This window comes from Dyadobacter sp. OTU695, from assembly GCF_038440355.1.
Taxonomy (GTDB): Bacteria; Bacteroidota; Bacteroidia; order Cytophagales; family Spirosomataceae; genus Dyadobacter.
The window spans coordinates 215288-240098 of sequence record NZ_JASATN010000001.1 but is presented as its reverse complement, the minus strand read 5'-3'; the positions used below and the strand labels follow the sequence as shown (position 1 = coordinate 240098).

Annotated in this window: 24 protein-coding genes; 6 read left to right on the top strand and 18 right to left on the bottom strand. The window is 49.2% G+C overall.

All coding sequences use genetic code 11. The features are described from left to right. Positions 1-66: 66 nt before the first annotated feature. Together AAHB90_RS01105 and AAHB90_RS01100 are read left to right on the top strand one after the other, a co-directional pair. Complete coding sequence (locus tag AAHB90_RS01105; RefSeq protein WP_342083059.1) at positions 67-999, top strand: UbiA family prenyltransferase; 933 nt, start codon at positions 67-69, stop codon at positions 997-999. Next, complete coding sequence (locus AAHB90_RS01100; protein ID WP_342083058.1) at positions 993-1679, top strand: class I SAM-dependent methyltransferase; 687 nt, start codon at positions 993-995, stop codon at positions 1677-1679. The genes AAHB90_RS01105 and AAHB90_RS01100 overlap by 7 nt, the downstream gene beginning before the upstream one ends. Here AAHB90_RS01100 and AAHB90_RS01095 read toward each other — a convergent pair. Next, a complete protein-coding gene (locus AAHB90_RS01095) occupies positions 1617-2516 on the bottom strand; it encodes an EamA family transporter (RefSeq protein ID WP_342083057.1) in 900 nt (299 codons plus the stop codon). The genes AAHB90_RS01100 and AAHB90_RS01095 overlap by 63 nt on opposite strands. A 173-nt stretch (positions 2517-2689) precedes the next feature. On the opposite strand from AAHB90_RS01095, the gene AAHB90_RS01090 reads away from it, so the two are divergent. Beyond that, the gene (locus tag AAHB90_RS01090; RefSeq protein WP_342083056.1) at positions 2690-3397 is read left to right on the top strand and encodes an outer membrane beta-barrel protein; all 708 of its coding nucleotides are present in this window, start codon (positions 2690-2692) and stop codon (positions 3395-3397) included. A 68-nt stretch (positions 3398-3465) separates the two neighbouring features. After that, positions 3466-4263 (top strand): HAD family hydrolase, encoded by a 798-nt coding sequence (locus AAHB90_RS01085; protein ID WP_342083055.1) that lies wholly within the window; start codon positions 3466-3468, stop codon positions 4261-4263. A 9-nt stretch (positions 4264-4272) separates the two neighbouring features. On the opposite strand, the gene fabF is transcribed toward AAHB90_RS01085, so the two are convergent. From fabF to AAHB90_RS01050, 7 genes are all read right to left on the bottom strand, one after another. Beyond that, positions 4273-5523 (bottom strand): beta-ketoacyl-ACP synthase II, encoded by a 1251-nt coding sequence (fabF, locus tag AAHB90_RS01080; RefSeq protein ID WP_342083054.1) that lies wholly within the window; start codon positions 5521-5523, stop codon positions 4273-4275. A 36-nt stretch (positions 5524-5559) separates the two neighbouring features. Next, positions 5560-5793 (bottom strand): DUF2798 domain-containing protein, encoded by a 234-nt coding sequence (locus AAHB90_RS01075; RefSeq protein WP_291043064.1) that lies wholly within the window; start codon positions 5791-5793, stop codon positions 5560-5562. Between the two features lie 49 nt (positions 5794-5842). Then, positions 5843-6604, bottom strand: a complete 762-nt coding sequence (locus tag AAHB90_RS01070; RefSeq protein ID WP_342083053.1) for an SDR family oxidoreductase — start codon at positions 6602-6604, stop codon at positions 5843-5845. A gap of 223 nt (positions 6605-6827) precedes the next feature. Continuing rightward, a complete protein-coding gene (locus AAHB90_RS01065; RefSeq protein ID WP_342083052.1) occupies positions 6828-8090 on the bottom strand; it encodes a PQQ-dependent sugar dehydrogenase in 1263 nt (420 codons plus the stop codon). A gap of 84 nt (positions 8091-8174) precedes the next feature. Beyond that, positions 8175-8612: a hypothetical protein gene (locus AAHB90_RS01060; protein WP_342083051.1), complete on the bottom strand. Its 438-nt coding sequence runs from the start codon at positions 8610-8612 to the stop codon at positions 8175-8177. 57 nt (positions 8613-8669) lie between these two features. After that, positions 8670-9224 (bottom strand): DUF2911 domain-containing protein, encoded by a 555-nt coding sequence (locus tag AAHB90_RS01055; RefSeq protein WP_342083050.1) that lies wholly within the window; start codon positions 9222-9224, stop codon positions 8670-8672. A 46-nt stretch (positions 9225-9270) separates the two neighbouring features. Continuing rightward, positions 9271-10863 carry a serine hydrolase domain-containing protein gene (locus AAHB90_RS01050; protein ID WP_342083049.1) on the bottom strand — a complete coding sequence of 531 codons (1593 nt, stop codon included), beginning with the start codon at positions 10861-10863 and terminating at the stop codon, positions 9271-9273. Between the two features lie 104 nt (positions 10864-10967). Here AAHB90_RS01050 and AAHB90_RS01045 point away from each other — a divergent pair, with 104 nt between their 5' ends. Beyond that, the gene (locus tag AAHB90_RS01045; RefSeq protein WP_342083048.1) at positions 10968-12125 is read left to right on the top strand and encodes a DEAD/DEAH box helicase; all 1158 of its coding nucleotides are present in this window, start codon (positions 10968-10970) and stop codon (positions 12123-12125) included. Positions 12126-12127: 2 nt separating this feature from the next. Here the strand turns inward: AAHB90_RS01045 and AAHB90_RS01040 are convergent, their stop codons facing one another. The 5 genes from AAHB90_RS01040 to AAHB90_RS01020 all read right to left on the bottom strand — a co-directional run bounded on the left by AAHB90_RS01040 (position 12128) and on the right by AAHB90_RS01020 (position 18796). Next, complete coding sequence (locus AAHB90_RS01040) at positions 12128-13267, bottom strand: sialidase family protein (protein ID WP_342083047.1); 1140 nt, start codon at positions 13265-13267, stop codon at positions 12128-12130. A 58-nt stretch (positions 13268-13325) separates the two neighbouring features. Continuing rightward, positions 13326-14333 carry an NAD(P)H-dependent glycerol-3-phosphate dehydrogenase gene (locus tag AAHB90_RS01035; RefSeq protein ID WP_342083046.1) on the bottom strand — a complete coding sequence of 336 codons (1008 nt, stop codon included), beginning with the start codon at positions 14331-14333 and terminating at the stop codon, positions 13326-13328. A gap of 133 nt (positions 14334-14466) precedes the next feature. Next, complete coding sequence (locus AAHB90_RS01030; RefSeq protein ID WP_342083045.1) at positions 14467-15900, bottom strand: efflux RND transporter periplasmic adaptor subunit; 1434 nt, start codon at positions 15898-15900, stop codon at positions 14467-14469. Between the two features lie 49 nt (positions 15901-15949). Continuing rightward, on the bottom strand, positions 15950-17443 hold the full coding sequence (locus tag AAHB90_RS01025; RefSeq protein WP_342083044.1) for a TolC family protein: 1494 nt from the start codon (positions 17441-17443) through the stop codon (positions 15950-15952). A 117-nt stretch (positions 17444-17560) separates the two neighbouring features. Beyond that, positions 17561-18796, bottom strand: a complete 1236-nt coding sequence (locus AAHB90_RS01020; RefSeq protein ID WP_342083043.1) for a nucleoside recognition domain-containing protein — start codon at positions 18794-18796, stop codon at positions 17561-17563. Positions 18797-18932: 136 nt separating this feature from the next. Here AAHB90_RS01020 and AAHB90_RS01015 point away from each other — a divergent pair, with 136 nt between their 5' ends. Beyond that, positions 18933-19412, top strand: coding sequence for a hypothetical protein (locus AAHB90_RS01015; RefSeq protein ID WP_342083042.1), 480 nt, complete (start codon positions 18933-18935; stop codon positions 19410-19412). Positions 19413-19448: 36 nt separating this feature from the next. Here AAHB90_RS01015 and AAHB90_RS01010 read toward each other — a convergent pair whose 3' ends face one another. The 5 genes from AAHB90_RS01010 to AAHB90_RS00990 all read right to left on the bottom strand — a co-directional run bounded on the left by AAHB90_RS01010 (position 19449) and on the right by AAHB90_RS00990 (position 24766). After that, on the bottom strand, positions 19449-21038 hold the full coding sequence (locus AAHB90_RS01010) for a hypothetical protein (protein ID WP_342083041.1): 1590 nt from the start codon (positions 21036-21038) through the stop codon (positions 19449-19451). Positions 21039-21051: 13 nt separating this feature from the next. Next, the gene (locus AAHB90_RS01005) at positions 21052-21783 is read right to left on the bottom strand and encodes a hypothetical protein (protein WP_342083040.1); all 732 of its coding nucleotides are present in this window, start codon (positions 21781-21783) and stop codon (positions 21052-21054) included. A 90-nt stretch (positions 21784-21873) separates the two neighbouring features. Continuing rightward, positions 21874-22455, bottom strand: coding sequence for a Crp/Fnr family transcriptional regulator (locus AAHB90_RS01000; RefSeq protein ID WP_342083039.1), 582 nt, complete (start codon positions 22453-22455; stop codon positions 21874-21876). A 120-nt stretch (positions 22456-22575) separates the two neighbouring features. Then, positions 22576-23466 (bottom strand): sugar phosphate isomerase/epimerase family protein, encoded by an 891-nt coding sequence (locus AAHB90_RS00995; RefSeq protein WP_342083038.1) that lies wholly within the window; start codon positions 23464-23466, stop codon positions 22576-22578. Positions 23467-23506: 40 nt separating this feature from the next. Beyond that, entirely contained in the window at positions 23507-24766 is a 1260-nt protein-coding gene (locus AAHB90_RS00990) for a Gfo/Idh/MocA family protein (protein ID WP_446717876.1), read from the bottom strand. Between the last annotated feature and the right edge of the window lie 45 nt (positions 24767-24811).

Here is a 24811-nt window from a genome sequence, read left to right as displayed (position 1 = left end):
AAATTGATATTTTAATTATATTATTCCGGCATCAGGCATTTGCCCGACGCTGGTTTACAGGCAGATATGTTAAACAGAATTACCGCATTCGTATTTTTTGCCAACTACTTCGTCGGACTGCTGGCGGTGGCATTATCTGTCGAAACGGCCTTTCAACTGAATATCCCCCTCAACTCCCCCGCCTATTACATTCTCCTCTTCTGTACGACGGTATTCTATTACACCATTGCCTATTCGGGGCCGGTAGCGCCGAAAGTCTCTGCTAATCCCAGGACCGAATGGTACCGGTTGCATTACCGGTTCGTGCGGGTCAGCCAGCTGACCCTGTTCAGCATATGCGCGGCGCTGGGAAGCTGGTACCTGGTGGAAAATATCGATGGGATACTACATCTGCCCCTCCATTACTGGCTGGTTTTGTCGGTGGTGCCGCTTGCCGCGGTGCTTTATTATGGTTTACTTCCCAAATCACTTATTTCCTTTAACCTGAGGCGGACCGGCTGGTTGAAAGCGTTTGTAATCGGGTTCGTATGGGCGGGATGCGTAAACCTTTTCCCCGTGGCGGCATCGAAAACCGAACAGGGCATTACGGCCGCGGAACCCTTGCTGATGGTCTGGCTTTTTACAAAAAACTGGATGTTTTGTACCGTCAACGCCATTATGTTCGATATGAAAGACTATGAGGACGACGCAAATATCCAACTGAAAACATTTGCAGTGAGAATGGGGCTGCGGAATACAATCTATCTCGTACTGATTCCCCTTCTGCTCGTAGGATTGCTTTCTTTCCTGGCATTTGCAGTTTACCGGCATTTCGGCATTCCGACGATACTCTTCAATATGGTGCCATTTGTGTGCCTGCTGGCAGTGGCATTCTCGCTGCAGCGGCGACACAGCATTTTGTTCTATCTTATCGTGATCGACGGACTGTTGCTGGTGAAGGCACTATGCGGGATCGCGGGCAGTTTTTTTGTATATCAAAATCTGCACGGGATATGGTAAACAATTACGATCGCATTGCCGCCAACTATGACAGACTGAGCAGGCTGGTATTCGGGAAAGCGATCGTTCGTGCGCAGCAATCATTGGTACCGCTCCTGGCTCCTCCCGCACGCGTGCTCATCGTGGGCGGCGGCACGGGCTGGATACTCGAAGAAATAGCCAGGGTTCATCCATCAGGATTAGCGATTGACTATGTCGAAATCTCTTCGAATATGCAGGATCTGGCCAGAAAAAGGGATTTCAAGCAAAATCAGGTCGCATTCATTCATGCGGCAATCGAAGATTACACTGCGCCGACTGCCTATGAAGTTGTCATGACGCCTTTTCTTTTCGACAATTTCAGCCGCGAGCGGGCGCAGCTAGTTTTTCAAAAATTGAATAATATGCTTGAAAACGGCGGTTGGTGGCTTTTTACCGATTTTCATATCGACAAAGGCATGAATCGCTTCTGGCAGAAGGCCCTGCTGCGCTCGATGTATGTTTTCTTTAAGAATATCAGTCACGTGGAAGCAAATGAACTACCCGATATGCAGGCTCTCTTTAAAACCTACAACTTCCGGATTACTGCTGAAAGCTTCCATTTCGGCCGTTTCATCCGTTCGGCTGCCTACCGCAAATCAGGCGACGGCGGTGCGGCCCCGACCGAAAATAAAGCGCTCGTTGAAAATGATGATCGATAGCAGGATCAGCGAATAGGCCGTGATCTGCGTCGCATTAATCGGTTCGTGAAAGTAGAACAGCGCTATGGCAAAGTTCATCAGAGGATTGATATACAACAAAATACCCATGGTCGACGAGGTCACTCCCTGCAATGCGTACAAATTCATAAACAGCGGAATGATCGTAAAAACGACGGCGATCAGGGTGATCAGTACGTAAAATGAAACCTCTGTGGGCAGCTCGGCGCTGTATTTTGGATAAAACGGCAGAAGCAACAGGGCAGAAAACACGATCTGAATCGTGAGAACCAGGAACTTGTCGATTCCCGCATTCTTGCGCTGGCTCACAAGGTAGAGTGCATAAGAAGCTGCTACGATCAGACTGTAAAGAATATCGGCTATATTATTGAACGACAATAGTATACAACTCAAAACACTAAGCATTACCGCCGTCCATTGCCATTTACTGAGCTTTTCATCCAGTACGAAAAAAGCGATCACGGTTGTCATGATCGGGCAGACAAGGTAGGCGAACGAAGCGGCTTTGACGCTGATATGGTTCATCACATAAATAAAGAAAAACCAGTTGGCCGTCAGCAGTACCCCGCCGATCAACGTAAGGAATGCGACCTGACGTTGCCGCGGCTTAGGCATCGCTTTAAATGCAGCAATGCTTTCTTTCAAAACCTTCACACGTACCAGCAAACTGATCACGCCCATTACCGCAGCACACATGAACACGCGGTAAAATAGGATATCGAGCGATGGATAGTCCTTCAAAGGTTTGAGGGCAAGACTAAAAAAGCCCCAGATCACAAACGAAACAAATGCGGTAAGGTAGTACTTCGAAAATTTCATCAGGCTGTGGATGTGGTGTAGCAAGCTGATTTTGAAACAGCAAAAAATGCAGCCGGGTTCGTGTCAGTTCGCCCGAAAACGATATTAGTCTTCGAAAATTAACTCCCTCATAATGCAACCGTTGGTAGACACGCCGTGTCAACCAGGCAGTTTCCACTCCAAAACCTAAGTCCATGAAAATCTTTTACATCCTTCCATTTCTATTGTTTTGCCAGCTCAGCCTTGCCCAGCGGACCACCCTTTCTGTCGGTCTTAACAGCGGAATTTCGCGCTTTGCCGGCCCGAGCGCCCAAAAAACGACTTCGTCCGGCACTGGTGGTCCTTTCTGTGATTGCGCTCTTCGCGAAGCCAGTTACCTGGGCAATGTGCCCGCGACTACTTACGGTGCAAGCCTGGCTATGCAGTATGAGTATAAAAATCATTTCCTGCTGGGCCTGGAAGCTGGCTATGAGAACCTCCGAACACGGATCAATGTAGAGAACTACCAGATTGACGACATGATCTTTAACACCGAAAATGCTTACAGTATTACCCGAAACCATTTCATCAACATTTTCCCAAGTGTCGGCTATAATTTTTCATTGGCCGAGAACCTGGACATTTCCCTCCGTGGAGGGGCCGATTTCGGGGTAGGACTGAGCAGCTCGAGTCGGCTGGTAGTGCGGGAAGTATTTGAAGATGACCAATACACCGATCGCGACGGCCTCGCACCCGGGCTTGATTTCCGTCCCAGGATCGAGGCGAAAATATCCGGGAAACGGCTCGGCCTGACCGTCAATTACTCGCACGGGGTTACAAACTGGCTTAACGGCTGGGCAGGCGGCCCAACCGAGCTTTACATGCGTGTCTGGCGCGTAGGCGTACAGTACCGAATATTCTAGAAAAGCAGTAAAAGAGGAACCATAGCCGGCTTATTTGGCTTGATTAGTAAGGCAATATTTAATCAAGTATGACATTTTCCGACATCCGGCTGGTGGCTACCGATATGGACGGTACGCTGTTGAACTCCAAACATGAAATCCACGAATCCTTTTTCCCCGTTTTTCGAAAGCTTATAAATCACGGGATCATTTTTGTAGCAGCCAGTGGTCGTCAGTATTTCAACCTCGTCAAAACCCTCGATGCGGTGAAGGACGAAGTCATTTTTGCTGCCGAAAATGGCAGCTATGTCGTGTTTAGAGGCGAAGAAATCCACATTCAGGCGATCGACCCCGAGGTTACCCGCGAGCTGATATTGATTTCAAGAAAGATCAAAAACACCTATCCGATCATTTGCGGAAAAAAGAAGGCCTACGTTGAAAATGACGACGAGGAGTTTATCAATCACCTCAAACTCTATTTTGAAAGATACGAGGTGGTGAACGACCTGCTCGAAATTACAGACGACAAGTTTTTGAAATTCACACTATGCGACCTGGCTGGCTCCGAAGTGAACAGCTACCCGCATTACAAGAAATACGAAGACGACCTGCAAGTAAAAGTCTCCGGGCCGATATGGCTGGATATTTCGCACAAAAAGGCCAACAAAGGCCGTGCAATGGAGGTTTTGCAGGAAAAATTCAAGGTTACGGCCGAGCAGACGATGGTGTTCGGGGATTACCTCAACGATCTTGAAATGCTCAAAAAGGCGCATTACTCGTACGCAATGGCGAATGCCCATCCGGATATCAAAAAAATAGCCCGTTTCATCGCCAAAAGCAACGATGAAAACGGGGTAGTAGAAATCCTTTCGGAAATCACGGAGTAAGGCAACGCCCTACTCCGTATATTTTTTGAATATGGAAGTCGCTGTATGCCCTCCGAAACCGAAGGTGTTGTTCAGCGCGTAATGCACCGTCTGGTTCAGCGATTTGCCCAATACGATATTCATGCCTTCGGGAATCGCCTCGTCGAGGTTTTCGGTGTTGATCGTACCCGGAATGATATCGTTCTTCACCGCCAGGGCGCAAACGATGCTTTCAAGTGCTCCCGCAGCACCCAGCAAGTGGCCGGTCATGGATTTGGTGGCGCTGATCGCTACCGGATGATCGCCAAATACCGTTTTCATTCCATGCAATTCACTCATATCCCCCAGGCCGGTGGACGTCGCGTGCGCATTCACGTAGTCGATTTTATCAGCGGTGATTCCGGCTTCTTTCAGGGCCTTTTTCATGCCTAATGCAGCCCCCATACCATCAGGGGGTGTTCCTGTGAGGTGGTAAGCATCCGCAGCCATTCCGCCGCCGACGATTTCGGCATATATTTTCGCGCCTCTCGCTTTGGCATATTCCAGGTCTTCGAGGATCAATGCGGCAGCTCCTTCGCCCATGACAAAACCGTCGCGATCTTTATCGAATGGCCTTGAAGCGGTTGCGGGATCATCATTTCTTTTCGAAAGTGCCTGTGCCGCGCTGAAACCACCCAATGCGGAGTAAATAATGGCCGCTTCCGAGCCGCCAGCCACCATCAGCTTGGCTTTACCCATGCGGATCGTATCAAATGCGCTGATCAATGCCGTGTTGGAAGAAGCACAGGCAGAAACGGTACAATAGTTAGGGCCGTGCAGCTTGTGGCGGATCGAGATCACACCAGCGGCGATATCCACAATCATTTTGGGAATAAAGAAAGGATTGAAACGCGGCACCCCACCCGATGCGTGGAATTCCAGCAACTGGTCTTCAAAAGTACCCATACCACCATTTCCGGTAGCCCAGATCACGCCCATATCGTAACGGTCTTCCAGATCGATATTCGTAAAATCCAGTCCCGCGTCCCTGATCGCCGTATCCGACGCTGCAATCGCATACTGGGTATGCAGATCGTATTTTTTGAGTTCCTTTTTCTCGATATAATCTTCGGGTTTGAAGTCTTTCACTTCGCAGCCGAACTGTGTTTTGAATTTGGAAACATCCATTTTAGTAATGGTAGCCGCACCGCTTTTACCATTCACAATATTTTGCCAGAATTCGTCCACAGAATTCCCCAGCGGAGAAATAACCCCCAGGCCGGTAACTACTACTCTTTTCATACAGTTTGATTATTTGATCTAAGACATCAGAAGCGCTTAGTCAACCTCCTGAGTCAGTGTATCTTTGAAGATATCGTCGACCAGTTTCTGCACCTTCGGGCCAATCAGCAGGATTGCCGGGATGACGATCAGATACGACATGCTCCAAGATTTGAGCCAAATCACCAAAAAATTGGCAACAAATCCAATATTTAGGGAGATCAAAGCGAAGGAAATTATGCCCGTCGTAATGACGCCCATGATCATGGCAAATGCGATTTTCTGTCTCATATCCGATGTGATTATTGTGTCTAAGAGGTTACTTTTCGGAACGCCTGTCTCAGACAGTTTGCACCTCGACGCCCGGGTTCATCGCTTGGAGGGCCGCTGCCGGGTTACTCAAAAATAGCTGGAAAACATCAGCTGTACGACCTGTCAGAATTTCGTACGTATTGCTCTCAAATGCTTCCACGAGTTCATCGGCCACTTGTTTGGCAGGAATGCCATTCGTAGCACCACCGATTTCAGCCGAGAATTCGGTATCGACGAGCGGAGGCAGTATTTCGAATACTTTAATGTTGGAAGCTTTGCCTAGCGTAATGCGAAGCGATTGCGTGTAAGAGTGCAATGCTGCCTTACTTGCCGCATAGGTCGGCAGGAAATGGTTTGGAACAAGGCCCGCGATGCTGGAAACCGTTACGATAGCCGCCTCATCCGCTTTTTGGAGCAATGGCAATAGTTGCTGGTTCAGTCGGATAATAGCCAGGTAATTGGTCGTAATTTCCTCCTCGGCCAGCGTTGCGGCGTCCTCGTTGCCATCCAGCTGATAGTAAGACGCTTTCCCAGCATTGTTGATCACGACATTCAGTTCGGGGAATTCATTTTTCAGGCGGGCCACTAATTCGTCGGTAGATTGTTTGTCGGCCACGTCGAACACGATAGGCGTTACATTAGTAAGTTGCGCCGCAGCCTTTTGCAAACGTTCTTCATTACGGCCGGTGATAATTACATGATTACCTTTTGAGGTGAATGCTTTTGCGAATTCGAAACCGATACCGGCACTTCCGCCGGTGATGAGAATTGTATTTCCAGTAGTTTTCATTGTTTCTCGAGTTTAAAATATACCGATTGGTATTTTATTTTTGAAAATTAAAACCGGAATTGGCCCGGCTCCTTCTGTTGAACAGAATTACATGACAAAAATATACTGATCGGTATATTTTTCCAAGTAAAATCGAAAAAACTTTTAAAAATCTTTCCTATACTCCACAAAAACGGCCTGATTACTCACCAGGCCGCTATTTTATTCCCACAGCTAACAATTTCTATTTGGCACTCACGCGCCAGATAACATTGCCCGAATCGTCGTTTACCAGCAGCGAGCCGTCATTCATTACCGTCACGTCTACGGGCCGGCCATACACCTTCTTTTCACTCTCTACGAAACCGGTAAGGAAGTCTTCGGGCTTACCCGCCGGCTTTCCGTTTTTAAAAGGCACAAAAACTACTTTGTATCCCGAAAGTTTCGAGCGATTCCACGAGCCGTGCTGGCCCACGAATGCACCGTTATGGTATTTGGCCGGGAATTGGGTTTTGTTATAAAATGCCAGGCCCAGCGATGCTGTATGAGATCCAACCGGTACATCGGGTACAAGGGTCTTCTTCACAAGGTCGGGTCGCTCGCCTTTCCTGCGCGGATCTTCGTTCCGACCGAAATAAGCATACGGCCAGCCATAAAAACCGCCTTCCTTCACGCTTGTAATGTAGTCGGGCACGAGATCATCGCCCAGCTTATCGCGTTCATTTACTGCTGTCCACAACACATTGGAACCGGGCGCCCAGTCCATTCCGACGGGGTTACGCAGCCCGCTCGCGTACACGCGCTCGCCCGAGCCATCCGGATTAATTTCAAGGATATTCGCCCGTCGTTTCTCCTCGTCCATCCCGTGGTCGGCCACATTACTTGCCGAGCCGACGGAAATGTAGATTTTGCTGCCATCCGCATTAGCCAGCAGGTTACGCGTCCAGTGGTTGTTATAACCGCCTGCGGGCAGCTCCACGATTTTTTGACCTTTTGAAGTGATTTTGGTTTCACCGTCTTTGTAAGGGTAGCGGTAAAGGCCGTCCGTGTTCGCCACATAGAAAAACCCATTCAGTACCAGCATACCGAGCGGTTTGTTGAGTTTTTCGAGGAAAATCTCCCGCATTTCCGGCATACCGTCCTTGTTCACGTCACGCAGGAGCGTGATCCTGTCGGCACTGTTTTTCGTACCGGATTCCGCCACAAAAATGTCGCCATTCGGCGCAATGTACGTCCAGCGCGGGCTTTTGAATTTGTCGGCGAACCGCGTCACAACAAAACCCTCCGGTGCGACGGGCATTTTGCCATCGGGCCATCCGTCTTCCTTCGGCCTGTTTTCCACGGACTCGGTAGCGAACGGCGCAGGTAGTGAGAGACTGTCAACAGCGGTAGCAACGGAGTCGGGCCCGCTTTGAGCCGCTTCTTCCTTTTCTTTCTTTTCACTGTTGCAGCCCACAAGCAATGCAAGGGCCAGCAAACCTGTGAAAGTGAAGTGGTGTTTCTTCATATGGATGAATATTAATATAAAAAGCTGGTCAGGAGCTTCAAACTCCCGACCAGCTTTTACAATAATAATGCCAGTATCCGGCGACTATACCAAGCCTCTTTCCTTCAAAACAGCCTGTTCATCGCCGGTAATATAAGCGAACACTTTCAGCGTCCCGTTCAGATGTTGCAAGAAGTAAATCACGCTGAACTCGATGAAATCCGGCTGCTCGTCCTTTTCGTAAGACGACTTCCAGTACACTTCCACCATGTAATGCAGCTCGTTCAGTTCAGTGATGTCCAGCTGCGTGATCTCCATTTTAGTAATGCCGATGGAGCGGTAAAAATCATAGCCTTTCGGCACGGCGTCGAGGAAACCCTGGTCATTTTTACCCCCCGAAATACCTACCGGACTGGCTTCGACAAAGAAATCCGCGAAAACCTTCGCGGTTTCCTCCGCTACCGCATTACCGGCAAGCCCTTCGGCAAACCGCTTTTCATATGCTTCAAAGAATTGTTCGATCTGGTCATTGATATCTGCCATCTTACTAGTCTGTTGGTGAGATATCGATCCGGGGAAAGAACCGTGCCATCAGCGGTTTCAGAACGATACAGGCACTTCTACGATAGTGGTTTCCCAGCCGAGATACATTTTCGCAGCTTTATCCGAAACCTTTTCAAACACGATAGAAAAATTCTCGATCGGTGCATCCGCCTTTTTAACCGGCGCCGTCACACGCAGCACGTCATTGGCTTCCTTGTATTTATAAGCGCCCCAGTAGTCGACGTCCGAACTGAGGATAATCGTCCATTCCTTTTCATTCGGAATCGCGAACATGGAATAGGTACCAGCTTTCACTTTTTTACCGCCGAAAGTCGCATCCTCATAGAATCTGATCTCTGTTGATTCATCCGCTCCGAGGCGCCAGACCTTGCCGTAGGGCTCCTTTTTGCCAAAGATCTCGCGACCCTGAAGGTAAGGGCGGCTGTATGAAACTTTTACCAACGCTTTCTCGCCGTCTTTTCGGTCGTGTGCGAAATGGTCAGGAAAATAGGCAATATCGCGGGGGCTTTTGTCCAGTCCTCTGAATTTCTGCGCATTCGCCCCGAATGCAACTACCGTCATCAAAAGGGCCAGGAAGATGTTCTTTTTCATAAAGTTTTTATTGTTAGAGATTTGAATGTTCATAATAGGGAAAGTGCTATGCGACCACTTTCCCAACCAAAACAGGCCGCGGATCTTTGGTGTTTCCGATGATCGCGAGACTTCTTTTGAATTCGACCTGCACGTTGTCGCCTTCGAACTTGCATCGCACGGTTTCATAATGCGCAGTTTCAATGAACCGCCAGGTCATTTCGAAGGTCGTGTCGTCGATCCACGCTCCGTTAGCTGCGATTTTGGTCTTCTTTTCGCCAGGCACAGGAGTGAGTACCAGTTTGAGGGGCATGGTCGACAAGTCGGTAAGACCGATTTTCCAGCTACCCAAACCATTTACCACAAGGTGCTCGCCCTTGTCGTCGGTAACCCGGAACAAGCACCAGCCTTTGTCAAATTCAAAAGAGACTTTGTTAATCTTCAATTCATTATCGGCGAGTTTGAAAGATTTTCCATTCATTTTCACCGACAGCTCGGAAGCCGGTTTCCCGGGCGTAAACGGCAATGCCAGCGAACCCAGTTTCTTTTGCATTTCCGACTGAACCCCTTTGTCGGCAGGAACGCCGGTCGCCTTCACGGTTGGCAGTATATGGTTCCACACGTGGTTAAGGATGCCCTGCATATCGCCGGTTTCGCTCGTAATGGCGACCACCATATCTTCCTTCGGCATTACTATGCAATACTGCCCGAAAGCACCGTCGCCACGGTACGCGCCATTCCGGCAGCGCCAGAACTGGTAGCCGTACCCTTGCTGCCAATCGTCGTCCTCGGGCTTGCGGTTACTCCCTTTTGACATGATATGCGAACGGGTTGCCTCCTCGACCCACGCGGCGGGCAGAATACGCTTGCCGTTGTATTCGCCTTTTTGCAGATACAACTGCCCAAATTTGGCAATATCCTCCGTTTTCACCCTCAATCCCCACCCGCCGGTGTTAATGCCTTTCGGATCCACTTCCCAATCTACGTCCTCAATCGCCAACGGCTGGAAGAGACGTGGTTTGAGGTATTCCAGCAACGTTTGGCCGGTCAGTTTTTGAATAATGGCCGACAGCATATAAGTAGCGCCGCTGTTGTATACAAAGAAAGTCCCCGGCTCATGCTCGACAGGCTGGGCCAAAAATGACTTCACCCAATTATCACTACCCGATTCACGCAATTTGCCGGTCGTGTCCTTATCGTGACCTGTGGACATACTGAGCAGATCGCGTACGCGCATGGCCGCGAGATTACCGCTGACGGTCGCGGGTTTGTCTTGCGGAAAGAACGAAATCACTTTGTCGTCCACTTTCAGTTTGCCTTCTGCTACGGCGAGGCCGATGGCCGTAGAAGTGAAACTTTTGCTCAGGGAATACAAAGTATGTTTCAAATCAGGTGCGTAAGGTGCCCACCAGCCCTCCGCAACCACTTTTCCCTGCCTGAGTACCATCAGACTATGCAGGTTCAGCCTGTCGGTCTCGACGGCATTGGCGAAATCCAGAATGCCCTTAGCGGACATTCCCTGCGCTTCCGGCGAGCTGCGGGGCAATTGTCCGTAGCTGAGCGAGGACGCCCAGGCCGACGCAGGAATAGCACTTATTACGCCCAATTGAAGGGCACCTAGCCCTAATTTTTGAAGGAATTCCCTGCGATTGTATGACATGATCCTATAATGGCTGGTGATCGAAAGTTTCTCGTTAGTGGCCGGAACGGTAGCTTTTGCCCAGGTAGTTCTATCTTTGCACCAATCACAAAACAAATGACCGCATGCCGGAGACCTCAACTTCCTTCCAATCGCTTGGATTGTCCGAACCATTACTAAAAACCATTGCTGAACAGAATTATACTCAACCGTATCCCATTCAGCAGGCCGCAATTCCAGCCATTTTGAAAGGAAATGATGTGCTCGGCATTGCCAAAACCGGTTCCGGAAAGACGGCGGGCTTTGTACTGCCCATTCTGGAATTATTTCAACAACTGCCTCCTGCGAAAAACCGGCACATTACCGCGCTGGTACTCGTTCCCACGCGCGAGCTCGCTGTGCAGATCGGTGTTGTATTTCAAACTTTCGGTGAAAGGCTCCCGCGCAAGGTAAAAACATTGGCAGTATTTGGCGGGGTGTCTATTAATCCGCAGATGATCGCATTGCAGAACGTGGAGATCCTTGTAGCTACGCCAGGCAGACTGCTTGAACTGATTTCCTATAAAGCGCTAAGTTTGTCCGAAACGCGCATGCTCGTACTCGATGAAGCAGACAAAATGCTGAATATGGGGTTCGCGGATGAGATGCGCGACATTTTCTTCTTACTTCCCAAAAACCGGCAGAGTATATTATTCTCCGCCACGTTGGGGGATGAAGTTGACAAAATCAATAAAAACCAGCTGAAAAACCCGGTCCGTATTGAGATCGCGGAGGAGGAGCAAAACCTGGATCTCATCCAACAAACCGGCTATTTCGTAGATCCCGATCGGAAGGGCCCGCTATTGAGGTACCTGATCAAATCACAACGAATGAAACAGGTATTGGTGTTCGTATCGGCAACACGGACGGCGGATAACCTGGTCGAAAAGTTGAAAAAGAACGGTGTGGACGCGATGGCCATGCATAGCAAAAAAAGCCAGGGTGCACGCACCGAGGCTTTGAATAAGTTTAAATCCGGGAAATTGAATGTACTGGTGGCTACCGATCTCGCTTCGAGGGGGATCGATATTCAGTTTTTGCCCTATGTGATCAATTTCGAATTACCACGGTCGCCCAAGGATTACGTCCACCGCATAGGCCGGACGGGCCGTGCCGAAAATCCGGGAGAGGCCATATCGCTGGTTTGCCCCGAAGACGTCCACCATTTCAACATTATCCAAAAAAAGATGGGCAAGCGTGTAGAAATGATGGAGTCTTACGACATCGAGCTGCGGGGATACTAATACTACTTTTTCTTGGCTGCCAGATCGACAATATCCTTCTTGCTTCCTGTCCAGAATGCGATCTTACGGCGGTTATAGGTGTAGGTAACCGCCACGGAATCGCCCCAGCTGATCACGGCGGGGTACGAATATTCATCTTCCTTTTTCCCCGTCGCAATGTCGATCTTATCGGTCCAGTTCTGGCCGTCGTCATAAGAAAGGATCAATGAAAGTGGTGAGCGGGAGCCCCAATTGTGGTCGTCGGGATTGTAAGCGAGCACCAACGTGCCATCCGAAAGTTTGGCCAGGTCGATGCCGCTATTTGGATTAGGCAACGACGTCTTTTTAATGGTCGACCAGGTTTTACCATAATCCTTCGAATCGCTCCGACCGATCACACCGCCCGTCGTGCGCACGAGCATATGCACATTGCCTGGCTCAGACTCCCACAAGGTAGGCTGGATAGCGCCTTTTCCTTTGATTTCCATCGTATCGATTTTGAAATAGGGGCTAGCTGTCCAGGTTTTACCTTTGTCCGTACTGCGGTCTACAAAAACCTCCCAGCGATTCACCTCGTTGGAAGCGCCAGCCAGCCAATCGCCGTTCGAAAGCTCTATCAGTTTGTCTTTAACCGGACCACGGCCGCCTTTGTCGCCTTTCACCAGCTCATAAGCCTCCGACCAGGTTTCACCATTATCCGAAGAAGTTTTCACCCACGTTTCCCACTGCGCAATCTCCTTCCCTACTTTGAAATACAAAATCACTTTACCATCGGACGTCTTTTGCAAAACCGGGTTCCAATGGGCATCCTCGCGAATTTTGGCCACTTCTACGGGCGCGCTCCACTTGCCGGGCCTGCCTTTTGAGAGCCATATACCTACGTCCGGGTTCTTTTCTTCCGTGCCGCCAAACCATGCTATCAGAAACTGACCGTCATCGAGCCGTACGAGTGTGGATGCGTGACATTGCGGAAACGGACGCTGATCGCCGAACACAAATTCCTTCTCGTTCGCGAGCGAATCCAGTTTCTTGTCCTCAGCTGTTTCTGTTTTTTTCGAACCGCAGGATGTCAGCACAAGTGAACCCATCAGCATAGTAGCCGCCAGCCGGATTGCCGGCCACCGTGCAGCGGACCGGAAAGATTGCATTTTGTATTGTAGCATAGATTAAAAGATAGGTTGAACGTTTTGCAGAATACCCTGACGAACCGAAAAGAGGCTATTATTTGAGCAACTTCTTCAATTCGTTCATGACCGCAGCAGGAGCCTGCTCTTCGTAAAGAATGCTGTAAACCGCCTGGGTAATGGGCAAATTAACGTGATAAGTCTTATTCAACTCGTGGATACTCCTCGTGGCGTAATAACCTTCCGCGACCATCTTCATTTCGAGCTGGGCGGCCTTAACGCTGTACCCGCGGCCGATCATATTGCCAAACAACCGGTTACGGCTGAACTGCGAATAGGCTGTTACGAGCAGATCGCCAAGATAGGCGGACGAGCTCAGGTTTCTTTCGCGCGGGTCGAGAGCCGTCACCAGGCTCCCTATTTCCTGCATGGCATTGGACACCAGAACAGCCTGGAAATTATCGCCATAGCCCAGTCCGTGCGTGATCCCGCAAGCAAGCGCGACAATGTTTTTCATCACTGCGGCGTACTCAACACCGTAAAGATCGTCCAACGCATTGGCGGTAACATACCGGCAGGTCATCAGTTCCGCAAAATCCTCGGCCGCAGGGCATTCCGTGGAAGCGATCGTGAGGTAGGATTGTTTTTCCAAGGCAACTTCCTCTGCATGGCACGGGCCCGCGATCACGCAGGTGTCTTTCATTTCGATGCCAAAAGCCTCTGCCGCCCAATCGGTGACGAGGGCATTCTGGCCGGGTACCATGCCTTTGATGGCCGAGACGATGCGCTTGCCCTGCAAATGCTTCGCCGACAAATGTTGCAGGGATTCCTGAATGAATGCGGCCGGTACCGCAAGAATGATGTAATCTGCTCCTTTGACAGCATCAGTGGTTTTCTCAAAAACCTTAACTTTCTTCGGGGAGAGCACCACATCGCTGAGGTAGCTCGGGTTATGGTTGAACTTCCGGATATGGTCGATGTCCTTCTCATTCCTAAGCCACCAGCGAATCTGCACGTGATTTTGTTCACAAAGGATCTTGATCAGCGCGGTCGCCCAGCTGCCTCCGCCTATCACGGCAATTTTGGTATGATTTAAAAAACTCATTAAGCGAGAATGTCAGAATTTGGCTGAAATATGGGGCCAAAATAGCTGAAAATAAAAAATCCTTGCAGCAAAGCCGCAAGGATTTTCCTTTTTAACCTAAACTAAATCGAACTTATTACTTTTTTACAACGCATCAGTTCGGGTTTTCATTTGATTTTTTTCCATCTTTTTTCGGATCTTCTTTCTTTTTTTCAACCAGGTCACCGTTATTGAGGTTTTTGGACACCGCGATATATGGCCCGGAGATAATCTTGTCGCCCGGCTTCAGACCTGAAAGGATTTCAATGTTTTCAAAGTCGCTGATACCCGTCTTCACTTCCTTCATTTCCGCCTTACCATTTACGTCGATAAAGACCACTTCCTTGATCACTTCCTGCTTTTTCGGCTTCTTATCATCTTCCTCGCTTACCGGGGCATTGTTATTGGAGCCATCACCCGAACCAGGGATTACTTGCGGTGCCCCTCCACGTGTGGTAACCGCTGCGATAGGTACCGAAACGACGCCATTTTTACGTTCTGTGATGATTTCCACCGATGCCGTCATACCTGGCTTGAAAGGATAGGATTTCTTCGAACGCGCAGTCATCAGATCCTTGAACGATTCATTCAGGATTTTCACTTTTACCTGAAATTCCGTCACGGCATCTGCCGACGTGCTTGCTGCGGATGAAGTCGACGATGAAAGCGACGCAAGGCCTGCCGCCGTATTCGCGATCTCTTTTACAACTCCTTTAAACTTGCGACCTGAGGAGCTGTAAGCATCGACATCAATCTCCGCCGTGTCGCCGATCGACACCCGCACGATATCATTTTCGTTGACATTCACACGGACCTCCATATCAGCCAGGTTCGCGATGCGCATCATTTCCGTTCCCGCCATTTGCGAGGTACCAACCACGCGCTCACCCGCTTCCACATTCAGAAGCGAAACAATACCGCTTACCGGAGCAAAAATGCTGGTTTTCCGAAGGTTTTCTACGGCGTCCCGTAAGCTTGCCTCGGCACTCTTGATATTGAAAAGAGCTGCTGCTACATTCGCTTTGGATGATTCGACATCCTGCTGGGCTACGCCGAAGCTGGATGCGAACTGCTCGAAATCGGCTGCCGATATCACCTTGTCGGAATAGAGTTTCTTGTTACGGTCATAATTGGCCTTTGCCTGCACGAGCCGCGCTTCCGCTTGGGCTACCATCGCTTTGGTTTGCTCATAATTGGCTTTGCTCGAATTGACTGCCGCCTGCGCCCGGGCCATGAGTGATTCATAGTTATCGGGGCGTATTTTCAAAAGTAGTTGCCCTTTTACCACCGAGTCACCCTCGGCCACATTTAATGCGATGATCTCACCTGAAACGTCCGGACTGAGCTTCACCTCCACTTCCGGCTGCACTTTTCCCGACGCACTCACCCGTTCAATGATATCCGATTTTTTGACGACCGCGTACTCTACTTCCGTCGTTTTGGGTTTACCGATGTAGCCTGCCTGCTTGGCCCCGAATAACCCGCCGATAAGTAGCACCACGACACCTCCTGTTATCCACCAGATCTGTTTCGAAGATTTACGTGCCATATTTTTCTGATTACGTTTTTTAAAATAGGTTGCTGATAGTACGGGAATTCTAGAAATCGGAGAGCGGGCGGTTCATATAAAAGTCAAGGATTTTCGTCCTGAAAACATAGTCGTACTTGGTTTGTACCAGGTTACCATTTGCCCGATCGAGATTCGCTTTGGCAATATTGTATTCAACCGAGTTGATAGCCCCTACATCGAATCGCACCTGCGCAACGCGGAATGTTTCCTGCAACGCCCTCACCTGGTTGGCAGTCGCCGAATAGCGTTTGGCAGCATTAGACATATCGATATAGGCCTGTTCCACATTTTTGCGGATCGTCAGTTGCACTTGCTGGGCCTGGTATTCATAGGTCTTTTGCTGCAATTTCGCATTAGCCACATTGTATTTCGTTCTGAAATTGTTAAAGATCGGGATCGACAAATTCAGGTTGATTGCCGAGTTACGGTTGAAGTCGAGCTGGTTGAAATAGCGGAAATTCTGAACGGAACCATTCGGCGCGGTCACCCGCTGCATGATCGGCACCTGCTTATTGTCTATCACCACAAAGTCGGTTTCGGAGGGGAGGATAACGGTTGTATTGCCCGTCCCGTCGCCAACAAACCGCTGCTTGGGTGCCGCGCTGGAATAGGCCGTATAAATACCGCCGTTTAAAGTCAATGTGGGCATTCCCGCACCTTTCGCGAGGTCGACATTGATTTTGGAAGCTTCGATCCGCATATTGGCCGCCTTCATTTGTGGCAGATTGTTTAATGCAGTTTCAAAAATCTCCTGAATGGTAGCATCATATGCCTGCATGGTCGGATCCTTCACGGGGATTTTCACGACGTTGATCACCTCGCTGCCAGGCATATTCATATATTGTTTTAAATTAAGCTTGGCAGTTTCAAGATTATTCTGGGCGTTTACGAGCGAAAGTTCGTCATTCGCCAGCTGCGATTTCAGGTCGAGGAGATTACTTTCCGCAAGTGTACCCGCTTCCACGAGTTTGGCCGTGCGTTCGACCTGCAAGAGAGACGCGTCCACCTGCCGTTGTGCCACCATAATCAGTTCCTCGTTGGTAACCACCTGCAAGTAGGACAATGCCACATTCAGCATAATGTCGTTACGGGTCGCCTCCAGGTCTTTGGCGCTGGCCTGGTAGTTGGCATTATTGAATTTGATGTTATTGCTGATTTGAAAGCCGCTGAAAAGTGTCACCTGGCCGCCGAGCTGGTAATTGTTCGAGCTGACATTCTGCTGGACGAACTGGTTGGTAAACGGATCGATGTTACGACCCGAACGGAAGCCCTGGCTCGCGCTGAAACTGATACTGGGCCACCGCTGCCATTTCGACTGCTCGAAGGTGTTGCCATTGGTCTGCACCGTAATTTCAGATTGCTTGACCTGCGGATTGGTTTCCAGCGCGATCCGGATGCAATCTTCCAGCGAATAGGTATTGGCCGGCTGACTCACATTTTGCTGCGCCTGGACGGTTTCCGGGACTGTCATTCCACAAAACAATGCCAAAACCAGTGCGGAATAGCGTAAAGAATGAAACATAAGCGGTTTAGAGTTAGATGATCAATATTAGTGCTTACGGCAAAATGCGACCATCCATTTGGTACGGACGGTTGCATTTCCGTGGTAAAGGGCGATTTACCGCAGGTACTTCCCGGATCAGTGGAAAAACAGGTAACCGAGCCAAATTCCTGCTATGACGCCTATTAAATCGGCGATCAGACCCGCTACGATGGCATATCTGGTATTCTTGATTCCGACGGATCCAAAGTAAAGGGCGACGATATATAATGTAGTATCCGCCGATCCCTGGAAAATACATACAAGTCTTCCGACGAAAGAATCGGGTCCGAATTGCTTCATGGCATCGATCATCAGCGCACGTGCTCCACTACCGCTGAGCGGCTTCATGAGCGCGACGGGCAATGCATCGGTAAAGTCGGTATTCAAACCCGTGGCTGCGAAAGCCCATTTCAAACCGTCGATCAGGTAATCCATCGCCCCGCAGCTGCGGAATGCGCTGATGGCTACCAGGAGTCCTACCAGATAAGGAATGATCGTGACCGAGGTTGTAAACCCACCCTTAGCTCCTTCTATAAATGCTTCGAAAACATTGACTTTTTTAAACATCCCCCACCCGAGAAAACCCGCTACAACAAAGAGCAGCACCGAGTTACCGGCCAGGATCGAAATTGTTTCGATCTGCTCCTTCGGCAGGTTAGACAAGTACCACAAAATCAATGCGATCATCGTCGTCACGCTGCCGAGGCCGAGCATCACCGTCCGATTGAAAAGATTGATCTTTTGCCAGGTCGCCGTGATGATCATACTCACCACGGTGGTCACATACGTTCCTACTACGCAGGGAATGAACACGTCGGACGGGCTTTCCGCACCCAGGATCGCACGCTGGGCAATGATGGAGAGCGGGATGATCTGCAACCCGGAAGTATGCAGCACGAGGAACATGATCTGCGCATTAGACGCCGTATCCTTGCTGGGGTTCAGCTCTTGCAGGCTTTGCATGGCCTTCAAACCAAATGGCGTGGCCGCATTATCGAGGCCCAGGAAATTCGCGGAAAAGTTCATGATCATCTGTCCATTGGCGGGATGATCTTTCGGTACTTCGGGAAAAAGTTTGTTAAAAAAAGGCCCTATGAAACGGGCGATTACGTGGATTATCCCTGCTTTTTCACCCACATTCAAAATACCCAGAAAGAATGTCATCACTCCCGTCAACGGCAATGCGATATCCATGACGGCCGTTTCGGCCATTTTGAGCATCCCTTCCGTAATGGCTTTAAAAGTTTGAACATCACCTGTAAAGACAAATTGCAGTAACGCAATCGCGAAGGCGATGACGAAAAAGGCAACGAAAATATAATTTAAAGCCATATCAGATTAAGGGGTGCAAAAGGCGGAAATAGTAATGATTTGTTTATAATGCTTTGAGTAAAATATTTCTTTTAATGCAAATAACAAAAGTATATTGCAAACAGGTAGACCTATCAACAAACCTCAACGATTTTCTATGAAGCATTACAGCTTTTTACTCCTTTTGGCCTTATTGTGCTGCAAAAAACCTAAAAACAGCGATGAAACCGCATCTGCAAACGACGGCGAACCAACGAAGGCCATCAACGACACCATCCCGCTTACCCGCGAAAATGTGGAAAACAGCCCCGTTGCGAGTTACAGCGAAAAGGTAAAGGACCCACTGAACGACTGGCGACTGGCGGTGGATATTTACGAAACGAAACAGACGTTCAAATTCCTGATGAAGATCGAATACATGGTGCAGGAAGCGGAGGACACACTCACGATCCCGAATTTCGGCATTATGCCCAAGGTAGAAATCCGCAAAGGACCTGAAAAACAATCCTGCATTGTGGGTTTCCTGGATAAGCAGGGGGAATTTAAGGAATATAAACTGATTGCTTTGAAGGAAAAGCAGTTGAAGATTTCGACTTTGAAGTATTATGGAAGGGCGCGGTATCGGGTGAGTAAGTAAGGAACGGAGAGTTCGAGGGCGTTTCCAGGTAATGGGTTATTCTAAAACGAGCCTTACCTTTTCCGAAGAGCCGTCGCGGCTGACGAGCATTAAATAGTAGGTTCCTCTCGGTAAATCGCCGACCGACATTGTGATGGTCCTATCTTGTTCAAAAGCGGCTGTTGCATATTCCTCGGTTGCCAGAAGTCCCCTAACCGCCTTTGCGCTGGCCTCGCTAAACAGTTTGATGACTTGCGGCAGTTGCTCTGTCGTGTTTGCATCGTCAAACTTTATTTTAACCTGATCTTTTGCCGGATTAGGGAATACCTTGTATATCGGTGTTCCCTTCGCACAATTGTCGACACAAATCGTAATGCCCTTTTGCACCGAGCCGAAGCAGTTGCTTACGGTAATATCAATACCGTAACAGTTGTTGACATAGGAATTGAAATACGCCGTGCCGCCATTTGAATTGAGGATTGTGTTCCCAGGGTCGCTGGACGTCCATATCCCGAACTGTGTTCCGGGCTCCGCGGTGTAGGCGTTCAGCATTACTCCTGCGCCATTGCACATGAAGTCGGGCGAACCGCCGCCATTGGCAGTGACGAGTAGTGAAGCGGGCAATGGGGCGCTTCTTTTGACGTTGATGGGGGTGCTACTTGCAGTGGTCATCGCACAAACCGAGGAAGTCGCGGAGACCATCACTGTTCCATCGGAAACACCGGTAATTTGCGCGGAATTGGTGTTTCCAGGCGAGTTTGCCGTGATTCCTCCGGTTGAAGTCCAATTATAGCTTGTAGCATTGCTGGCACTGGCAGTTATAGTCTGAGGGCTGCATAACAATATATCCGGTGAATTAATGACCGGCTTTGTCGGCAGGGGCCTGGTTATCGTGATGGAAATTTTAGTTCTAAAATTGTTACTATCGTTCCGCTTTGCTTCCACCTTGATCGTACCTCCTTGGTTGACATGCGTATTGACAGTAACTGACGGCACATTTGAGCTTGCCGGCCCTGTCCAACCATTCGGATAAAAGAAATAGTAAGTTACGGGCGCGCCCGGATCTGTTGCAACTGCGGGAATTGAGATAGTTTTCTGTGCCGCGCCACAAGCATAGGAAAGAGTGTTGTTGTTACTGAGTGTCGAACCATTAAAAGTGATCGTGGAAGGGTCACTAATATATTTCACTTCGATGGGCTGGGCTTCGTTCGCTCCGTTAGCTCGGACGCTGTTGATGACCTTGGTTTGCTTGCTGCCTCCTTGTGGTGTCCATGTATAAGTAACCTTCAATCGGATTGTCTTTGTTGGAATTCCACTGCTGTAATTCGCGGAGTTATTCCATTTGGCACTAAAATAAGATACTGTTTTTGCACTGATGGCAGTACCTCCTACCACAGTCCATTCATAACTTACTGCCGCATTTTGTGGTACGCTGCTGTTTTGAAGATCAAATACTACCGTAGGATAGTATACATATTCATTGTAATAAGTACCACCGCTTGGCTCCAAGCCATAAAAATCGATTCCATCAAATATCGAACTTGCGCGACTGCCCTGTATATAAACTATCGGATCAACGGCCGCTTGAGCGGTTACAGACAACGAAATAAAAATAAAATGGAGGACAATTAATTGAATTGCTTTCATACTAAGGTGTGTTTTAAAGATTATAACTAAGACCAATAAAATAGCATGGCGCTGGCTCAATAAGCTTCCAGGTAAATTTGCTTCTGGCAATAAATTCATTGTCGAATGAAGACCGGTAGCTGTCAATCCCCCGGCCGAACTGCACGTGGCTTTCGGCCGACACTGAAATCCGGTGATTCAAGTAAATTTTGGCTCCCAAGAATGGTGCAAACCAAATGATGTGCTTGCGGTAGTGAACAACCGACGTCCCCGAAACTCCACCTTCCCGAGGCGAAGGAGCGTCATAAGCGGTTCCCTTGCTCCAATTAAGCACTCCGGCGAAGTCAATTCCCCCAAATAGCATTGTCCTACCATGAATTTGTTGCCATTCATGTCCAATTGCAAAAAGAGGTTTGAAATTGTAGTCGTTAACCACGCGAGAGCCCTGGGACAAAGTGTCACCGGTGGGCAATATTTCAGCGCTACCTAATTGCGGGCTTAGCGAAATTCTCCATGCGTGTCCGCGGTTATCCTTCACGCTCTTCGAGTTCCACTTGATCAGATAGAAATATTGGTAGGTACCTGAGTAACCCAACTTAAACAAATTACCCGCATTCACAGTTAGCTCCCAACGGTGCCGTTTTACATCCTGATCAATGTACTCCCTCGTCTTTACAACGGCATCGAGCGGTTGTCCTCTCGCCATTCCGACGGCCCAAACCAAAGCACAAACTCCGCATCCAAGTGATTGAATAGCCTTTCTCATATTATTTATATTTTTTGTACAAATAAAACGAGTACAAACCACACCCGTTCTGGGATAAAACAGGATCGGACCTATAAAAAGGAAGGAAATTCAGGGTCTCGCTTTGAGCTTGCTGACGTAGTTTTCGGAGATGCCGAGATAGGACGCGATGTACTTTTGCGGTACGCGGTTGAAGAGGTCACGCGACCGTGTGCGAAATGATTCCAGCTTTTCGGAAGCCGAGAGGGTGCGCATATCCCGGAGCAATTCCTGATGAGTAAGCACTAGTCGCTCCGCGATGATGCGGCCAATGCAGCAGGCCTGCGGGTGGGTTGCGTAGAGTTCGTAGAGATCACATCTGGTAATGTAAATAAGCACGGAAGGTTCCAGTGTTTCAATGCATTCGCGTGACGGCACCTGTTTCACGAAACTGTCGGCTACATGGAAGAAGTCGTGCTCACCTGCAAACCAATCCGTTACGTCACGGAAGTTGTTCTGGCCGTCCGGTGCAAGGTGGTACCCCCGCACCAGCCCCGATTGCAGAAACCACAATTTATCGCAAACCTCCCCATCCGAAAGCAGGACGCGGCCTTTCGGGACTTTTATTATTTTGAGCCTTTGCTGAAACAGTATCCGGGTTTGATCTTCGACAGGCAGAGCTTCTCCCAGGGAAGAGATAAATTCGTAATACATAGTATATAGTGTGTTGATCTGGTCGCAATTTGAACATTTTCACCAATATTTCTATACTACAAACCGGGCACAAAAAAAGCCCGGACAACCGGGCTTCCTTCTTATTTGTAACAACTGTAATTACGCATTAAATACCAGATCCATCTTCTCACGGATGGTCAATAAACGCTTGCGGTCGCCGCCGGAAACTTCTGCCGAAGCCCAGCCCGAGTAGCCGACCTTCTGCAATGCTTTGTTCACTTCCGGCCAGTTGCAGTCCCCTTCCATCAGTTCTACGTCAAAGCCTTTCCAGAGGCCCAGATCATTCTGCTTTTTGATGCTGAATTCTTTCAAATGAAGCTTCAAAATACGTTTGTTCAGTGCCTCAATCCAGGAGACCGGCCAGCTGTAACGCAATACATTTCCGACATCCAGGTACCAGCCAACCATCGGATGCTTAAAGTCATCCACAAATTTTGCTGCTTCCAGCGGACTCAGCAAAAACTGGTTCCAGACGTTTTCGATAGCTATTTTAACACCTGTTTTTTCGGCTATGGGAAGTAGCTTACGGATCTCAGCCTGAGAACGTTCATATGCTTCACCATAAGTTACAGTAGCATTCACTACTCCCGGCACTACAAGTACCGTGCTGCCACCATACTCCTTCGTATCCCACAGTGCCTTTTCAATTGATTTAACGCATTCTTCCCGCTTCTTGGGATCAGGGTCAGACAATGGCAGCTTCCAGTGCATTGAATTTACCGTACCCGGAATCAACAAACCAGTCTTATCCCTGGCCGCAAGGACCTCTTTCATATCCAGTTTGTCGGGAGAATCGAGCTCAACACCATCATACCCCAGATCTTTCAGTAATTTGAACTTATCCATTACTGATAAATCTTCCTTTATCATCCCCCACATCAAACTCTTTTTCACCATCGGGCGTGCGGCGGCCGTCGATGCGGCGACGGCCGGCGCTGCTTCGGCGCCGGGCAGCACCGAAGAACCCACCGCCACGGCAGATGCTGCCATGGCGGTGTTTCTAATAAATTCTCTTCTTTGCATATGGGGATCAGGAGAATGCTGTGATACCTGGTTTCGCCACCTCAACAACCGGTGGTTTCATATCAAAGCTGTAAGAATCAGGGCCCAGCTTCTCAGTAGAGTTCAATGCTTCATCCCAGGTAATGCGCTTGCCGGTGTAGGCAGCCATTCTACCCATAATGGCCGTCAATGTGCTGTGCGCCATGAATTCGCCATCGTTGATCAGCTTACCGCTACGGATAGACGCAAACAGTTCGTTGTGCTCTGTCTGGTACATATCGTTTTGAGCACCTTCATATTTCCACGGATTGGCGCCGGTAATTTCGTGTACGTTACGTGCACAGTTCACCATCGCGCTTCCTTTTGTACCGAGTGTTTGTACGAGGTAACTGTTTTCACAGTTGGCTTGCTGGCGCGAGTGATGGAAACCTTTTACGCCATTGTCATAATCGTAAACGACCGAGAAGTGGTCGAAGATATTACCAAACAGCGAGTCGGTGCGAACCTGACGGCCGCCTGTTCCCACAACGGAAACCGGTAGTTTGCCACCCATGGCCCAGGCCATCATGTCGATGCTGTGAACAGCCTGCTCCACAATGTGGTCACCGGCAAGCCAGGTATAATACGTCCAGTTGCGGAGTACATATTCAGCGTCTGTCCAGCCCGATACACGCGGGAAAGACCACAAAGTGCCGGTATCGTAGGTGTTATAAATTGCCGTGATATCGCCCACCGCGCCATCGAGGATGCGTGCAAAGCTTGCGCGTTTCGGCTCGTGGTAGCGCCAGCAGAAGCCCGACATCAGGGATACATTCTTTTGTTTTGCCAATTTCGCTGCGTCCAGTACCTTGCGGACACCGGGGGCATCTACGGCCACAGGTTTTTCGCAGAAAACGTGCTTGCCTGCATTGATAGCGGCAGTAAGGTGTTCAGGACGGAAGTGAGGAGGCGTAGCAAGCAAAACCACATCCACACCTGAATCCAATACTTTTTTGAAAGCATCGAACCCAATGAACTTGCGTCCTTCATCCACTTTCACTTTCGGACCGTGCACTTTGGTAAGGTTTTCGAGCGACGCATCCATTTTGTCCTTGAAAATGTCGCCCATAGCCCACAGAACCACGTTTGGATCAGCTTTCAAAGCCTGGTTAGCCGCACCGGAGCCGCGTCCGCCGCAACCGATCAAACCTACTTTGAGGGTATCGGCGTTTACACCTGCAAAAGCGCGATTGGGGTTCAGAATTGCAAAGGTTGGTAATGTACTACCTGCCAATGCAACTCCCGCCATTTTCAGAACATCTCTCCGAGAAGTACTCATTGTCAATTAAGGATT

Bases quoted from the DNA above. Each gene is read 5' to 3' on its own strand.
- AAHB90_RS00995 (WP_342083038.1), bottom strand. From the start codon at position 23,466: ATGGCAGCATCTGCCGTGGCGGTGGGTTCTTCGGTGCTGCCCGGCGCC.
- AAHB90_RS01085 (WP_342083055.1), top strand. From the start codon at position 3,466: ATGACATTTTCCGACATCCGGCTGGTGGCTACCGATATGGACGGTACG.
- AAHB90_RS00990 (WP_446717876.1), bottom strand. From the start codon at position 24,766: ATGGCGGGAGTTGCATTGGCAGGTAGTACATTACCAACCTTTGCAATT.
- AAHB90_RS01020 (WP_342083043.1), bottom strand. From the start codon at position 18,796: ATGGCTTTAAATTATATTTTCGTTGCCTTTTTCGTCATCGCCTTCGCG.
- AAHB90_RS01045 (WP_342083048.1), top strand. From the start codon at position 10,968: ATGCCGGAGACCTCAACTTCCTTCCAATCGCTTGGATTGTCCGAACCA.
- AAHB90_RS01050 (WP_342083049.1), bottom strand. From the start codon at position 10,863: ATGTCATACAATCGCAGGGAATTCCTTCAAAAATTAGGGCTAGGTGCC.
- fabF (WP_342083054.1), bottom strand. From the start codon at position 5,523: ATGAAAAGAGTAGTAGTTACCGGCCTGGGGGTTATTTCTCCGCTGGGG.
- AAHB90_RS01055 (WP_342083050.1), bottom strand. From the start codon at position 9,224: ATGAAAAAGAACATCTTCCTGGCCCTTTTGATGACGGTAGTTGCATTC.
- AAHB90_RS01025 (WP_342083044.1), bottom strand. From the start codon at position 17,443: ATGTTTCATTCTTTACGCTATTCCGCACTGGTTTTGGCATTGTTTTGT.
- AAHB90_RS01060 (WP_342083051.1), bottom strand. From the start codon at position 8,612: ATGGCAGATATCAATGACCAGATCGAACAATTCTTTGAAGCATATGAA.
- AAHB90_RS01065 (WP_342083052.1), bottom strand. From the start codon at position 8,090: ATGAAGAAACACCACTTCACTTTCACAGGTTTGCTGGCCCTTGCATTG.
- AAHB90_RS01100 (WP_342083058.1), top strand. From the start codon at position 993: ATGGTAAACAATTACGATCGCATTGCCGCCAACTATGACAGACTGAGC.
- AAHB90_RS01105 (WP_342083059.1), top strand. From the start codon at position 67: ATGTTAAACAGAATTACCGCATTCGTATTTTTTGCCAACTACTTCGTC.
- AAHB90_RS01000 (WP_342083039.1), bottom strand. From the start codon at position 22,455: ATGTATTACGAATTTATCTCTTCCCTGGGAGAAGCTCTGCCTGTCGAA.
- AAHB90_RS01035 (WP_342083046.1), bottom strand. From the start codon at position 14,333: ATGAGTTTTTTAAATCATACCAAAATTGCCGTGATAGGCGGAGGCAGC.
- AAHB90_RS01070 (WP_342083053.1), bottom strand. From the start codon at position 6,604: ATGAAAACTACTGGAAATACAATTCTCATCACCGGCGGAAGTGCCGGT.
- AAHB90_RS01030 (WP_342083045.1), bottom strand. From the start codon at position 15,900: ATGGCACGTAAATCTTCGAAACAGATCTGGTGGATAACAGGAGGTGTC.
- AAHB90_RS01095 (WP_342083057.1), bottom strand. From the start codon at position 2,516: ATGAAATTTTCGAAGTACTACCTTACCGCATTTGTTTCGTTTGTGATC.
- AAHB90_RS01005 (WP_342083040.1), bottom strand. From the start codon at position 21,783: ATGAGAAAGGCTATTCAATCACTTGGATGCGGAGTTTGTGCTTTGGTT.
- AAHB90_RS01010 (WP_342083041.1), bottom strand. From the start codon at position 21,038: ATGAAAGCAATTCAATTAATTGTCCTCCATTTTATTTTTATTTCGTTG.
- AAHB90_RS01090 (WP_342083056.1), top strand. From the start codon at position 2,690: ATGAAAATCTTTTACATCCTTCCATTTCTATTGTTTTGCCAGCTCAGC.
- AAHB90_RS01015 (WP_342083042.1), top strand. From the start codon at position 18,933: ATGAAGCATTACAGCTTTTTACTCCTTTTGGCCTTATTGTGCTGCAAA.
- AAHB90_RS01040 (WP_342083047.1), bottom strand. From the start codon at position 13,267: ATGCTACAATACAAAATGCAATCTTTCCGGTCCGCTGCACGGTGGCCG.
- AAHB90_RS01075 (WP_291043064.1), bottom strand. From the start codon at position 5,793: ATGAGACAGAAAATCGCATTTGCCATGATCATGGGCGTCATTACGACG.